Origin of the sequence: Labilibaculum antarcticum, assembly GCF_002356295.1 — a bacterium.
In the GTDB taxonomy this organism is placed as follows: domain Bacteria; phylum Bacteroidota; class Bacteroidia; order Bacteroidales; family Marinifilaceae; genus Labilibaculum; species Labilibaculum antarcticum.
Genome location: NZ_AP018042.1, coordinates 2,804,195 through 2,819,249, shown reverse-complemented (window position 1 = coordinate 2,819,249; position 15,055 = coordinate 2,804,195). Strand labels below are relative to the sequence as shown.

The following is a 15,055-nucleotide window of genomic DNA, read 5'->3' as shown; positions in this document are numbered from 1 at the left end:
AGGAGCCATCATATTTTCACAAAGATAAATCAGCACTAACACTACGTATAATTCTATTTCCAAATTCACACTTCAAACAATTAGACGAATCGCAATAATTTGATTTTAACTGAAGTAAAGCTTGAGAATGATAAGCTGATTTCACATCAACACCACACTCTTTCCATTTTTTGGTTATTGAATTTTTCTCAGCCGGTAATTCCTCCAGCATATCACATGCCCGATCCTTCCATTTCTGAGAATCATTCATTCTTCCATAAAGAAACAGAACAGGCACCACACAGTTAATAATCAAACCGTCAATACTACTTTGCCCAAAAACTTTTAACTTTTCATTCGTTTCCAATCCAAATTGATAATGAGTTGTCCAATAGTCAGACGCCTGACAATTCAATAAATTCGTAACTTCCGCAATTGAATCAGCACTAAGAATTTGTGAAAATAAAGACTGAGAATTATGCACCAAGGAGGCAAATTGCGCAATTCGTATTGTTGGAAAATTTGATGGCCGTAAGCGCAACCACTTCCATCGTCCAGGAGTCAATGGTTTCAATTGATATTTATTAGCCAAGAATTCATATTCAAGTTTCAACCCGTCGAGATACTCATCCTCACAATTAAACTTTTCAAATAATCCGGACTGACCAAACAACAATGCTTCCAACTGATGAAGAGAATTCTTTTGTCGGGCCAAAAACTTCATCGGAATGGATCTGGCTAATTGTTGAAAGGGATCTGCATTCACTTTCATTCCAAAATATCGTGCTAACACCTGATAAAATGTTTCCTCCCAAGAATTGTTGTTTTGCTCTAAAATATCTTTTATTTCATTCGACTTTCGTTCCAAACGTTCTAAAAGCATCCTGTCTAACCAATTTCGGACGAAAAAACTTTGGATTGTGCTAATTTCATCAAAGCAGGGAATCCACTTTACGGATGACATCAGGTTCCTATAATTATCGAGTAAGCCAGGAGTGAAGCTCATTTCTAAACAAGGAATCGCCCGTTCATTTTCCAAGACAACAGATGAATCGTCCTCCAAAACAACATGCAATATTACATTATCATACGCTGAATCCTCATCATGAGAATGAGAATACCAGAGTGAAGATTTCAGATGAATTTCAACATTTCCTGCCCAGAGCACATTATCAATCTTAATTCTTGCATCAAAAAAATCGGGTCCGGCATCGAAATTTTGCTTTCCAACATCAAGAATATCAATTGCATTTCCTTTTGTAGAGAAAAGGTTTGCTTTAGAAAACAGATTCTGTTTCCAGATGAACTGCAAGAAATCTTCATTCATAGAATCAATTTTATATCATCAGAAATCGAATTTAGTAAATAATCCTATGTTTATCAATAAAAAAAGGCGGTAAATCATTGATTACCGCCATCTACAATATTCATTTTGAATCTATATCAAAGATTTCTCTTTTAATAGTTGTTCCATTTCTTCTTGCAATTTTTTAGATTCCTCCTTAGCTACCTCTGCAAATTTTTCAGAAGAATCAGCAAATATAATTCCTCGCGAAGAATTAACTAATAGTCCGCAAGCACTATTCATTCCATATTTTGCAACCTCTTGCAAGCTTCCGCCCTGAGCACCGACACCTGGCACCAATAAGAAATGATCTGGAGCAATTTTTCGAATATCTCCTAACATTTCAGCTTTAGTCGCTCCAACCACATACATCATATTTTCTTTTGTACCCCATTCCTGAGATTTTTCAAGAACCCTTTCAAACAATCTCTGATTGTTCTGCTCGAAAAACTGCAAATCGAAAGCTCCTTTATTAGATGTTAATGCCAAAAGAATTACCCATTTATTATCGTACTCGAGAAATGGAGTAACTGAATCTTCGCCCATATAAGGAGCCACCGTAATTGAGTCGAAAGGCATATTTTCCAGAAAAGCACTTGCATACATCTTAGAAGTATTCCCAATATCACCTCTTTTTGCATCAGCAATCAAAAATACCTCGGGATATTTCTCTTTGATATAATTCGCTGTCTTCTCAAGACTAATCCATCCTTTAGCCCCCAAACATTCATAAAATGCAATATTGGGCTTGTAAGCTACCGTAAATTCTGCGGTAGCATCAACAATTGCTTTATTAAATTCAAAAACAGGATCTTCAGTTTTCAAAAGATGAGAAGGGATTTTCTTCACATCACTATCCAAACCCACACAAAGGAAACTCTTCTTTTTCTTAATTTGCTCGAATAATGCTTGATAGTTCATTTTAGGTTGTTTACCGGTTATTACAAAAATGGCAGTGGAGAAACCACTGCCAAAATATTATTACAAACCACTTTCTTTAAGTCGTTCTGAATTTTCTTCAATTTGAAGTTTGTCAATTACTTCCTGAATATCGCCATCCATAGTCGCAGACAGATTATACATGGTGAAATTAATACGATGATCAGTCACCCTTCCTTGCGGAAAATTGTATGTGCGAATTTTTGCTGATCTATCTCCGGTCGAAACCATTGTTTTACGCTTGGATGAAATCACATCCAAATATTTCTGATGTTCCAATGCATAAATACGAGAACGTAATTCGATCATTGCTTTGGCTAAATTTTTAATCTGCGATTTCTGATCCTGACATGTAACGACAATACCTGTTGGATTGTGAGTTAAACGAATAGCAGAATAGGTTGTATTCACCGACTGTCCTCCAGGACCCGACGAACAATAGGTATCTTTACGAATATCACTATCCTTCACATCGATATCAAACTCTTCCGCTTCAGGAAGAACAGCAACCGAAGCGGCACTGGTATGAACACGACCTTGTGTTTCTGTTTGTGGAACCCTTTGCACACGATGCACGCCCGATTCATATTTTAAAATCCCGTAAACACCGTTTCCTGTTACGTTCATTACAATCTCCTTATATCCACCCGAAGTACCTTCGCTAAAACTTGAAATTGAAACCTTCCAACCTTTAGTCTCGCAAAACTTCGTGTACATTCTGGCTAATTCGCCAGCAAAAATACTAGCTTCATCACCACCGGCACCGGCGCGAACTTCAAGAATTGCATTTTTAGAATCTTCCGGATCAGCAGGTATCAGAAGTAATTTTATTTCTTCTTCCAACTCTGGAATTCTTATTTCTAATTCTTCCAATTCCATTTTTGCCATCTCGCGTAACTCCTCATCCGACTCGTTACTTAAAATTTCCTTCGATTCAGCAATTGTATCTAATGCACTTCGGAATTCCTTAGCCGCTTCAGAAACAGCTTCTAATTCCTTATATTCTTTACTAAGCTTTATGTACCTTTTCATATCGCCCATCACCTCTGGATCGGTAATCAATTGACCAACCTCCTTGAAACGGATTAAGACACCTTCTAATTTATCAAGTAACAAATTACTGCTCATGTTCTTTATTCTAAATTTTGGACAAAATTAGAAAAATAAAACCATTTTAAATAAGGCTTTCTCTATTTAGATCCTAAAATTAAAAAAAACTCCTAATTAAAGCCATTCCATGGACTTCAACCCAATATTTTCACTCAATACATTACACCTTCTACTCTTTTTAAATTTTTATTTAATAAAATAAATTTTAAATTTAGGATTATAGAATCTCTATTGCGGTAAAAAAACAAATTCAATTCATTCGTAATTATCACAGCCTAAACCCAACAAACTATGAATTATTTAAAGACAATCACCTTCACACTCCTCCTTTTTATTTTAACAACCAGTAACTCCCGGGCAGAAAACAAAAAAATAAAATTTGGAAAAGTGTCTAAGGAAGAACTGGAAATGAAAGTTTACGACCAAGACACCAGTGCTGTTGCAGTTATACTATATGACAGTGGAGCATCTTTTTTCGAAACAGAATACATAAACGATAACAGTAATTTTATTTGCAAGTTTGAACGTCATGTGAGAATAAAAATACTAAAACCTGAAGGTTTTGATTTTGCAACATTTAAAATCCCATTGTACCATGACAGTGATGGAGAAGAAAAGATAGGCGCACTAAAAGCAAAAACGTACAATTTAGATGGAAAAATCGTTACAGATAAGCTGGAGAAGAATTCTATTTTCGATGAAGAGACCTCTCCCAATTGGAAAAGAGTAAAATTCACTATGCCAAATTTAAAAATAGGTTCTGTAATAGAAATTAAGTATCAAATTTCATCACCATTCTATCACAATTTTAGAGCTTGGCAATTTCAATACAGCATTCCTGTTATCTATTCGGAATACCGCACACAAATCCCAAGTTATTTCAACTATCAAAAAACAACAAAAGGATATTACCCAATAACAAGAAGAGACGATGGAGGCAGAAGAGAAAATTTTCTTATAAAGTACCGGGAAATGGATCAACAATCGGGAAGTGCAAAAATGATTGAACATCAATATACACTGACACCAACTTCACAGGTCTATATTTACTTAGCCGAAAACATCCCATCTTTTAAAACAGAATCCCATATGCTGGCTAAGGAAAATTACCTTACCATGATTGAATTTGAATTACAATCGTATCAATTTGATGGAGGAGCATTCCACAGTTACACCTCCGAATGGAAGGATGTTAAGAAAAAACTAAATGAATCATACGATTTCGGTTCCGCCTTAAAAAAAGATGGATTTATTAAGGATATTCTACCCGATATAATTAAAGATGTAAAAAGTGAGGAAGAAAAAACAGCTTTAATTTTTCAGGCAGTACAGAATAACATCAAATGGAATGAAAAAAAACGCCTGTTTTGCGACAAAAGTTTAAAAAATGTATGGAAAGAAAAATCTGGGAATACAGCTGAAGTAAATTTATTACTAGTAGCCATATTGCGAAATGCTGGAATCGAGGCAAACCCTGTTGTGTTAAGTACCAGACAAAATGGAATTATCCATCCATCACATCCTACCATAACACAAATGAACTATGTTATTGCTTGTGCACAAATTGAAGGCCAAAATTATTTAATGGATGCAACAGATCCTTATTGTCCAATTGGTATTCTGCCATTTTGCTGTTTGAATAACAAGGGTCGATTAATCACCGAGACTAACTCCGAATGGATAGACCTTGATCCTGGCAAAGGATCAAAAATTTCTATTATGTCGAACCTTTGTTTAACTGAAGGAGGTACACTTAAAGGAAAAGTAACCGAAGCTTTTTATGACTATGAAGGAATAGACATCAGAAAAAAGATTTCAAATAACACAGAAGGGTATACCGAAAAACTTGAATCTGATTATGAGGATTGGAATATTTCGGAAATAGAATACAAAAATCTGGATGATAGAAATAAACCATTGCAAATAAAGTACTCAACAGAAATTGAAAATATTGCCAATATGGAAGGTGAAAGAATCTATTTTAATCCAATTTTAAAATACAAAACATCCGAGAACCCTTTTAAATTGGAACAAAGAGAATATCCTGTTAATTTTGGACACCCTATACAGGAAAATTACATACTGATTCTTGAACTTCCAACCAACTACACTCTTGAAGAACAACCAAAATCTGAACTTATTAAACTCCCGGAAAATGGTGGAACATACACTTACAGGGTTAGCAAAACAGCTAACAAGATAATGATCCAGTACAAATTAAATATTAGTAAATCACAATATCTACCTTCAGAATATGAATATTTGAAAGAATTCTACAACCAAATTATTACCAAGGAAAACCAAGTTTTGGTGTTTAAAAAAATCGAACCGACTGCAATAAAATAAATCCAAATAAATTCCAACACAAAAGATTGCTTAAAGTACTAAGCAATCTTTTTTTATTGTCAATCACTTTTATATACAGGATTGATTTAAAATAAGAAATAACTCTAAACTTTATCGATATTGAATGTAAAAATTGATAAATTAGCTTAGCTCTTAAATATTCAAATCGATTACAAGGTGATTTTTAAAAAGATTTGGATAGTGGAAGGTTTTAATAGCCAAGTAATAGATTTTGTTTTTTTTAATTAAGCTAATCGCTAAAAAAATCAGCGTATGGTGAAAGTAAGAATTCCTCGAAATGAAGACCGATTATTAGGTCTGTTGGTAAAAATTAACGAAAGACATGAAACTCAAAAAAAGAAGAGTTTATTAAATGGTGCTGTAAACATGGATCGGCTAGTCTTGAAACTTAACAACATTCAATCTCTCAAGGAGATCAAACTAAACGGAGATCCCCCTTTACCTGACACGAAGCAAGAAAAAGCAAGTGATTTGAAATTCATATCGAATGAAATTCGATCTATTCGGAATTTATTAGTAAGAATTTATCCGGATGAGCCAAACATCCTGAAAGAATGGGGATTTGAACCAAAAGATTAAAAAACAAAGAAGGCCAACTTTCATAATCAGTTGGCCTTCTTTGTTTTTGTTTTGATCTCTTAATACTCAAACTCTCCAAATTCACTTTTTATTGTCAATTTTTTACCTTCGTTTGGCTCACAACGGCCAATTATTTGAGCATCTACATTAAATTCTTTTGAGATAGAAATAATTTCTTCAGCAATTTCCTGCGGAACATACAATTCAAATCGGTGCCCCATATTAAACACCTTGTACATTTCATCCCAAGATGTTCCACTTTGTTCTTTTATCAGTTTAAACAAAGGAGGAACTGAAAACATATTGTCTTTTACGATATGAATATTGTCAACGAAGTTAAGCACTTTCGTCTGAGCTCCACCCGAACAATGAATCATTCCATGAATTTGAGATCTGAATTGATCCAAGATCTTTTTAATAATCGGAGCGTAGGTTCTTGTTGGTGAAAGTACCAATTTACCAGCGTCAATATCAACACCTTCAACTTTATCTGTTAATTTACAATTACCCGAATAAACTAATTCCTCAGGGACTGCACTGTCAAAGCTTTCCGGATATTTTCCGGCTAGATATTTTGAAAAAACGTCGTGACGGGCAGAAGTTAATCCATTCGATCCCATTCCTCCGTTGTATTCAGTTTCGTAAGTAGCAATTCCTGATGAAGACAAACCAACGATTACATCGCCAGCCTGAATTTTCTCATTAGTAATTACATCTTCCCGCTTCATGCGACAAGCAACTGTTGAATCAACAATAATGGTTCTAACTAAATCTCCCACATCAGCAGTTTCACCACCAGTAGAATGAATATTAACTCCCATTTTACTGTACTCAGCTAGTAATTCTTCAGTTCCATTTATAATTTGAGAAAGAACTTCACCTGGAATCAGGTTCTTATTTCTTCCAATAGTTGATGACAAAAGAATATTATCGACCGCTCCTACACAAAGTAAATCATCCAAATTCATGATTAATGCGTCCTGAGCAATTCCTTTCCATACAGATATATCACCCGTTTCTTTCCAATACATATAGGCAAGAGATGATTTTGTACCCGCCCCATCGGCATGCATAATATTGCAATAGTCGGCATCACCTGTTAGGTAATCTGGTACGACTTTACAAAATGCATTTGGATACAATCCTTTATCCAAATTTTTAATTGCACTATGCACATCCTCCTTCGATGCTGACACTCCTCTTAGATTATATCTTTCGTCTTTCCTCATGGTTGTTTAGATAAAAGGTAAAAGCAACAAGCTAAAAGAACAAAGCATTTAAATTTTAAGATTCAAATATCAAGAACTTAAAACACATCTACTTCCTCCTTACTTACTCATTTACTTCTTCAATTTTTTTGCTTCGGCAAAGGTAATCTTTTTCCCTTTATTGTATGCGATCACAAATGCATTAATTCCAGTTTTACCAATCTTACTTGCCTCAGCCCTTGCTGCCTCTAGGTCATCGAATATTCCTGTAGTGTATCTTACTGTTGAGGAATCTACATTTCCTCTGAAAACAACTTTGTATTTTTGAAGTATTGGCGGAATCGTATTTTTATTAAATGCTCCTATCTGAATGGTATAAAAAACACCTTTAATTTCTGATAAATCTTTTATTAGTGTACTTCCAATCTGACTAAAATCGGAACCTGGCTTTACTTTGGAATTTGGTCCAGGCTCATAATCTGTTGATAAAACTCTAAAATCGGTTCTTCGATTCAATTGATTAGCCTCTTCCTTCTCTTTTTCTCTCAGTTTACTGATAAAAGATTCGCTTACCACATCGCCCTCAGTTAAAAATCCGTACTCTTTAGCTTTATCTGCATTAGCAGTCAATGGTTTAGATTCACCGTAACCATGAGCTATTAATCGATCCCAATATATTCCTTTTTCGATCAGGTAATCAACAACCGACTGAGCTCTTTTCTGAGAAATATCACGGTTTGTAGACTCGCTTCCAACATAATCGGTATGCGATCCCAGTTCAATAGTAATTTTTGGATTATCATTTAATGTCTCCACCAGAACATCCAATGCCGTTTTTGACTCATCTCTCAATTCCCAAGATCCAAAATCATAAAGTATATTTGGTAATTCAATTGGCTTTTCGATTGGTTTTAATCCAATTGTCGATTTAAAATTGCGACTAAGATCTATCCCGACAGTACTTAACAGCTCTTTCCCGTTTAAATATCCTTCCGCCGAAACCATTACAATATATTCCAGTTCTGGATCAAGATCTATATTAAATTGTCCTTCCACATTAGACCTACTATCTGTTTGCTCACCATTCGAAGAAACAATATGAATTTCTGCTTTAGAGACAACTTCATTCGTTTCAGAATTCACTACTTTCCCTGATAATGAAAATTGTAACGGCACATACTTGAACCCATAAATATCATCGTTCCCTCTCTTTCTCGAAGAGGTGAACATTCCTTTTTCCTCATCTGATCTAAAAACAAGTGCAAAATCATCTGCTGTAGAATTAATCGGGTATTTCATGTTTTCAACCCGCCATACACCCGTTTCTTCCCGCTTAGCGCGATAAATATCCAAACCACCCATTCCTTCTTTACGATCGGATGCAAAATACAAATCGCCATTACTTTTAATAAATGGAAACAATTCATCATCAGGGGTATTAATTGGGCGACCTAAATTTTGTGGTTCGCTCCAACTACTTCCACTTTTCTTAGCCATCCAAATATCATTTCCACCATAACCTCCTGGCATATCCGACACAAAATACAAGATGGTACCATCGGCTGAAATGGATGGATGCCCAACCGATAAACTATCCGGAACCAAGTCAAGTTGGGCAACACGTCCCCAACCATCTTCTTGTCTTTGCACAACAAATATCTTCGTTCCCTGATTTTCTTTGGTTACTTTTCGGGAAGAAGTAAAATACAACACATCTGCTTCGGGAGAAAAACATGCAGCACCTTCGTTCCAATCAGTATTAATGGTATCTCCAACTCCACGTGCCTTACTCCACTGATAAGTATCTACAGTTACTTTTCGTGATGTTGCTTTTCTTCCTTTCCTCTTTCTACTTTTCCGAATCACTTCATTGGAATAATGAGATTCAAAAATATTAGAGTGAAAATCTCCGGTAACACCATCTTTTTTAGGCTTATCATTCAATTTTCTAGTTGATGAAAAAAAGACAACATTCGTATCCTTCCCCATGTAAATCGGGCAAAAATCGCTACTCGAAGAATTAAAATCACTTAATATCTCAACTTTATATCTTCCAGGATATTCTTCCCATTCACTAATTCTTTTTAGAATTTCAGAAGGATCATTATCTGCCTTTGCTTCTGGCTTAAGATCCAGATACTCCCAGAAATTTTCCTCCGCATCTTCTATTTTTCCATTTTTCACTTCGGCATATGCCAGATTCAAAACGGCATTTGAAAATGTATCCCGATTTAAGATGGCTTTACGATACCATGACGAAGCTCTACGTGCCTCATTTACCTGATCGTAACAAGAAGCTGCCTTGAAGGCAATATCAGCCTTAGCTTCTCTATCCTTGGACTTTTTATAAGCCTTTTCGTACAAGCCTTGCGCATTGTAGTAGCGTCCGGACTTCACCATTTTATCGCCACGATTAATATAGGATTGTGCAGAACAGGAAACAAATATGCTAAGAATAATTAAGATACAGATATTAGAAAAGAGCTTCATCAGTTGAGTTTAAAATTCATTTTTTGAACTAACAAGGTATAAAAATAATTATTTTATTCTAGAGGTCCATAGATTGTTATGAGAGATAATTTATTCTTATATCAAACAGAAAAGGATGTTCAAATAAATGAACATCCTTTTACAATTTTTATTGTTGTCTCGATTAGTTATTAAATAACAATTCGCGATATTTTGGCAAAGGCCACATTTCATTATCAACGACCAACTCCAACTTATCGATGTGCTGACGAATATCGTCAAGATATGGACGAACTTTTTCATCGTAAGCCTTAGCCATTTCAATTCCTTCTTCCAACACATTACAAGCCTTACGTGCTTCAATCATTGCTTTTACTTTCGCTTTAATTGAACTAATATGACCAGAAATTTCTTTAATCAACTCAAGACGTGCAGAAGATAATTCTTCATACTCGCTGTTGGAGAATAGATTTTTTAATCCCTGAACATTCTGAATCAGCTTAGTTTGATAAGCAACAGCCGTTGGTACAATGTGGTTAATCGCTAGATCTCCAAGAACACGAGCTTCAATCTGAATTTTCTTAGTAAATTTCTCCAATTCTACTTCAACACGAGCTTCCAATTCTACTTCTGTCATCACTCCAGTTCCAACTAAAGATTTTTTAGAAGTAGGAGCAAGGTACTGAGATAAAGACTCAGGAACACTCATTATATTTGAAAGACCTCTCTTTTTAGCCTCTTCTACCCATTCCTGCGAATAACCATCACCATTAAAACGGATAGCCTTACACTCAATGATCATCTTCTTAAGAACTTGGAAAATCGCCTCATCCTTCTTGATGTCCTGTTCAATCAAAGTATCAACAGCTATTTTAAATTCTTTTAACTCAACAGCAACTGAGGCACTTAAAGCAGTCATTGCGGCAGCGTTATTCACTGAAGATCCAACAGCACGGAACTCAAAACGATTACCGGTAAATGCAAATGGAGAAGTACGGTTACGATCGGTATTATCTAATATAATCTCAGGAATTCTACCAATACCTAATTTTAATGCAGTCTTTTCATCTGGCGTCATTTTCCTTTCGCCAACTTCTTCAACAATTCTATCTAACATTCTTGAAACTTCATCGCCAAGAAAAACAGAAATGATTGAAGGAGGCGCCTCGTTTGCACCTAAACGGTGACTGTTCGAAGCTGTAAGAATTGATGCACGCAACAAATCCTGATTCTTAAATACAGCCATCAATGTATTTACCACAAAGGTAAGGAATTGGATATTGGCTTTAGGATTTTTACCTGGAGCCAGAAGAACGACACCTGTATCTGTTCCTAGAGACCAGTTATTGTGTTTCCCTGATCCATTAATTCCAGCGAAAGGTTTTTCGTGAAAAAGAACATGGAATTTATGACGACGCGCAACTCTTTTCATCACATCCATCAACAATTGATTGTGATCATTTGCAAGGTTAGCCTCTTCGTAAATAGGAGCTAATTCGAACTGACTTGGAGCCACCTCGTTGTGACGAGTTTTCGCAGGAATTCCTAATTTATGACATTCAACTTCCAATTCCATCATGAAAGCAGTAACACGATCAGGAATAGATCCAAAATAGTGATCGTCCAATTGCTGATCTTTAGAAGATGAGTGTCCCATTAAGGTACGACCCGTTAGCACAAGATCTGGACGAGCTTGATACAAAGCTTCATCAATAAGGAAATACTCTTGTTCCCATCCTAGGTTAGTATGAACCTTAGTTACATTTTTATCGAAATACTGACAAACACCAACAGCAGCTTCATCAACAGCAGTCAGGGCTTTTAACAAGGGAGCCTTGTAATCAAGAGCTTCTCCTGTGTAAGCAATAAATATAGTAGGAATACAAAGTGTTGTACCAACAATAAAGGCCGGAGACGATACATCCCAAGCGGTATAACCACGAGCTTCAAATGTTTGACGAATTCCCCCTGAAGGAAATGAAGACGCATCTGGCTCTTGCTGAGCCAATAATTTACCTGAAAAATTTTCAATAATATGACCGCCATCACCATAATCGATAAAACCATCATGTTTTTCTGCAGTACCATCTGTTAATGGCTGAAACCAGTGAGTATAATGAGTTGCACCTTTTTCCATCGACCAAGCTTTCATCCCAGCAGCAATATTATCAGCCATTTTTGGATCTACAGACAAACCTTTCTTATTAGCAGTCGTTACAGCACGAAAAGCATCTTTAGAAAGGTACTTTCTCATGGACTCTGCATTAAACACTAGATCACCGTAATAATCAGTCACCTTATTTGAAGGGAAAACAACAGGAATAGCTTCCCTTTTAAGTAACTCCCCTAACGCTTTAAATCTAATCGTGGCCATAAAAACAAAAATTTTAGTTATTGATATCTTAATCCGTATTGAAAAAAGGGGTACTCAGCAAAAAATGTATTCAATTTTCACTCAATACCCCCTTTAGCAATAGTACAAATGTGAATAAAAAAAATCACTTTAGCAATTCCACAAGTGAAAATAAACACACCAAGCTAAATAAAAAACGATAAAAACAGGACGACAGCCCCTTGTTTTTATCGTTTGCGCTTAAAATTTTAGCTTTTTCAAAAAAAATCCAATTTTTTATATCTTTGATGGAATTTTTGGCGATTTTTTCAGAATAACATCTCTAATATCCTTTTTTGAGCTTATCAATTCATAAAAATCTAGTACATATTCAGTTAAACCAGTTTTATTCTCCTCATTTAGATATTCGCATTGGGAAATCAATTTCAGAAATGATTCCTTTAATTCATTAAAAGCAGAAAAAGCAGTTTCCAACTCCTCATCTCTCCACTTGTATCCTTTATATTTTCGTTTGTACTTTGCATCAGGTGCTATTTGAGGATCCAAGGTGAAATAAGCTTGATTGATAATTCCTGACCAATCAAAATCGAAAGGAACTGCAACCGGAATACTATGTTCATCCATCGATAAAATATCAATATTGTGCAGTCGACTAACATCCCAGTCGGAATTTCCAATCATCAACTGAAACAAAGACAGCATTACCATATTTTTTCGAAGCATATTGTATTGCTTCAAATTTTTATAATGCAGTATTACTTTTCCGTTTCGGGAAGCAAGGTCATTTTTATCCTCAAGAAAGAAACCAAATTTCTTAAGAGAATCGTTTGTGAGCGCATCAATAAATAAAACACGAGACAAACGAACTCTGAAACTATGGTCATCTATCAAATTATACATCTTGTAAATAAGATATTCCTTTATTGTATTCTGTTCAAATCCATCATCCCTGGATTGACAATGACTCACGTACTTTAATTTGCTTTGTCCCTCGAACTCGGTTCCGGTTACTTCTTCGGTAGGAATCTTAAAACGCAATGGAGGAAAATCACAGTTTTGTTTTCGTCTTCGAAAATTCCCCCGGGTCATTACTTCGACATCCAGATTACTTTCGGATTCCTTATTATTTCCAAGAAGACGAAACTGACATTTATGATACTTCCGATCCTCTCCAATATCATTTAATAAATTGGATAAATTAGTTTTTAATTCAATTTCAAGGAGTTTATCATTTTTGAACAACGGTAAGCGCAACAAGCTATCTCTCTCTTTTCTTGATATTGCAACAACAGAAACAGATTGAACAAGAAGGAATGAGATTAAAAAGACTCTAATAACAAAGTCCATTTTAAAATTATTCTCGTACACAAACAAGTTCGATATATTCATTGTATTGTTTATAATGGACCATTATTCAATTAACTCTTTACTTCCATCGATAAAACAGCGGTAAAATCTCCCCTCCTCAACTAATAATACCTGTGGTTTAATTTCGGAATATCCCATGGGAACATTTATAGCACCCACTTTGCCTTCATGCAAAAAACGTATGGACTCCACCTCTGTATGCCCGAAAAAAATTCGGTTTGTATTGTAGTAAGACAACACCTTATTCAATTCCTCCGTATTTATGATTGAATAACTTCTTGATTTCATTAAATAACCTCGATACCACAACGGATTTTCAGGAAAGTATACGGCTTTCATCAACTCCTCATGTGTCATCTCATTGTCTTTATTTAAGCTTTTTCTTATGTCATCATTTATCTGTTCAATACTAAGTCCCCGATCAACTAAATCCGGAGACAAACCACCGTGAACAAATAGCATATCGTTAATTTTCACGACAGAATTCAATGATCTCAACCATTTACCCAATTCCGTGTTTTCGGCAAAAAACCTAGGGTAATTCATCATTAATCTTTGACACATGTTCTTATACTTAGGGGCAATGTATCGAGAATCGTTCATCAAAACCATTACTTCATGATTCCCTAGCAATAAATGCAGTTTCCCTTTATTTTCATTGGCCTGCCGCTGTAATTTCTTTATTAAATACAGACTTTCAGTCACCTTATCACCTCGATCAAAAATATCCCCTATAAAAACCAGATGTCCATCGCCCCATTTCCAATCCAAATTTTCATCAATAACCCCTGAATTTTGAAGCAATTCAACCAGAACATCGTATTCTCCATGTACATCACCAATCGCTAACAGCTTATTTACACCTGAGTATTCAGCACTTTGCACTGGATATTTCCCTTTTCGAAGCCAATATCGATTTGAATCTCCTTTTTGCCCCTTAACCAAAACAGAATCTCCCTTAACCTTTATTTTCTTTTCCCGAATATCAATTGTATTCCCTTCTTTTTCATGATTAATATACCATGACTTTACGATTGTAGAATCGAGCCAAAAAAAATGCGGACCATCAGCATAATCATCTAAATTTATCTCCTTTACATTCCCATTAAATACCTTATCGTATGATGAAAAAGCCCCGGAACCTAATTCCTCCTTCTTTTCTTGCGCACTTGCATTCAAAGACCATAAGTTAATTGCGGCTAAGAAGATTATAATTTTATAATTCCGAATTGGTTGATACATATCATTAGGAGTTTTGTGTTCAAATTAAATACCAAAATCACTATCTCTCTTAAATTCAAAAACTAAACCAAAACTCTCAAAAAGAAAAAGATTTTA

The 15,055-nt window shown here is 35.3% G+C and carries 10 protein-coding genes; 2 read left to right on the top strand and 8 right to left on the bottom strand.

The annotated features are described in order from the left end of the window. Positions 1–16: 16 nt before the first annotated feature. The 3 genes from ALGA_RS11110 to prfA all read right to left on the bottom strand — a co-directional run bounded on the left by ALGA_RS11110 (position 17) and on the right by prfA (position 3,391). Positions 17–1,306, bottom strand: coding sequence for a DUF2851 family protein (locus tag ALGA_RS11110; protein WP_096429369.1), 1,290 nt, complete (start codon positions 1,304–1,306; stop codon positions 17–19). A gap of 111 nt (positions 1,307–1,417) precedes the next feature. Then, positions 1,418–2,245 carry an orotidine-5'-phosphate decarboxylase gene (pyrF, locus tag ALGA_RS11105; protein ID WP_096429368.1) on the bottom strand — a complete coding sequence of 276 codons (828 nt, stop codon included), beginning with the start codon at positions 2,243–2,245 and terminating at the stop codon, positions 1,418–1,420. Positions 2,246–2,305: 60 nt separating this feature from the next. Beyond that, a complete protein-coding gene (gene prfA, locus ALGA_RS11100) occupies positions 2,306–3,391 on the bottom strand; it encodes a peptide chain release factor 1 (RefSeq protein WP_096429367.1) in 1,086 nt (361 codons plus the stop codon). A gap of 273 nt (positions 3,392–3,664) precedes the next feature. Between prfA and ALGA_RS11095 the strand changes: the two genes are divergently transcribed. Then, entirely contained in the window at positions 3,665–5,719 is a 2,055-nt protein-coding gene (locus ALGA_RS11095; protein ID WP_096429366.1) for a DUF3857 domain-containing protein, read from the top strand. A gap of 273 nt (positions 5,720–5,992) precedes the next feature. After that, positions 5,993–6,319 (top strand): hypothetical protein, encoded by a 327-nt coding sequence (locus tag ALGA_RS11090; protein ID WP_096429365.1) that lies wholly within the window; start codon positions 5,993–5,995, stop codon positions 6,317–6,319. Positions 6,320–6,378: 59 nt separating this feature from the next. On the opposite strand, the gene ALGA_RS11085 is transcribed toward ALGA_RS11090, so the two are convergent. From ALGA_RS11085 to ALGA_RS11065, 5 genes are all read right to left on the bottom strand, one after another. Then, positions 6,379–7,548 (bottom strand): AIR synthase related protein, encoded by a 1,170-nt coding sequence (locus ALGA_RS11085; protein WP_096429364.1) that lies wholly within the window; start codon positions 7,546–7,548, stop codon positions 6,379–6,381. Positions 7,549–7,659: 111 nt separating this feature from the next. Further along, positions 7,660–10,017, bottom strand: coding sequence for a PorE family type IX secretion system protein (gene porE / locus ALGA_RS11080; protein WP_096429363.1), 2,358 nt, complete (start codon positions 10,015–10,017; stop codon positions 7,660–7,662). Positions 10,018–10,180: 163 nt separating this feature from the next. Continuing rightward, positions 10,181–12,370, bottom strand: coding sequence for a glutamine synthetase III family protein (locus ALGA_RS11075; protein ID WP_096429362.1), 2,190 nt, complete (start codon positions 12,368–12,370; stop codon positions 10,181–10,183). 255 nt (positions 12,371–12,625) lie between these two features. Beyond that, entirely contained in the window at positions 12,626–13,738 is a 1,113-nt protein-coding gene (locus ALGA_RS11070; RefSeq protein WP_096429361.1) for a hypothetical protein, read from the bottom strand. 21 nt (positions 13,739–13,759) lie between these two features. After that, positions 13,760–14,959 carry a metallophosphoesterase gene (locus ALGA_RS11065; RefSeq protein ID WP_096429360.1) on the bottom strand — a complete coding sequence of 400 codons (1,200 nt, stop codon included), beginning with the start codon at positions 14,957–14,959 and terminating at the stop codon, positions 13,760–13,762. Positions 14,960–15,055: the final 96 nt, after the last annotated feature.

Bases quoted from the DNA above. Each gene is read 5' to 3' on its own strand.
- porE (WP_096429363.1), bottom strand. From the start codon at position 10,017: ATGAAGCTCTTTTCTAATATCTGTATCTTAATTATTCTTAGCATATTT.
- prfA (WP_096429367.1), bottom strand. From the start codon at position 3,391: ATGAGCAGTAATTTGTTACTTGATAAATTAGAAGGTGTCTTAATCCGT.
- ALGA_RS11095 (WP_096429366.1), top strand. From the start codon at position 3,665: ATGAATTATTTAAAGACAATCACCTTCACACTCCTCCTTTTTATTTTA.
- ALGA_RS11090 (WP_096429365.1), top strand. From the start codon at position 5,993: ATGGTGAAAGTAAGAATTCCTCGAAATGAAGACCGATTATTAGGTCTG.
- ALGA_RS11070 (WP_096429361.1), bottom strand. From the start codon at position 13,738: ATGAATATATCGAACTTGTTTGTGTACGAGAATAATTTTAAAATGGAC.
- ALGA_RS11110 (WP_096429369.1), bottom strand. From the start codon at position 1,306: ATGAATGAAGATTTCTTGCAGTTCATCTGGAAACAGAATCTGTTTTCT.
- ALGA_RS11085 (WP_096429364.1), bottom strand. From the start codon at position 7,548: ATGAGGAAAGACGAAAGATATAATCTAAGAGGAGTGTCAGCATCGAAG.
- ALGA_RS11065 (WP_096429360.1), bottom strand. From the start codon at position 14,959: ATGTATCAACCAATTCGGAATTATAAAATTATAATCTTCTTAGCCGCA.
- pyrF (WP_096429368.1), bottom strand. From the start codon at position 2,245: ATGAACTATCAAGCATTATTCGAGCAAATTAAGAAAAAGAAGAGTTTC.
- ALGA_RS11075 (WP_096429362.1), bottom strand. From the start codon at position 12,370: ATGGCCACGATTAGATTTAAAGCGTTAGGGGAGTTACTTAAAAGGGAA.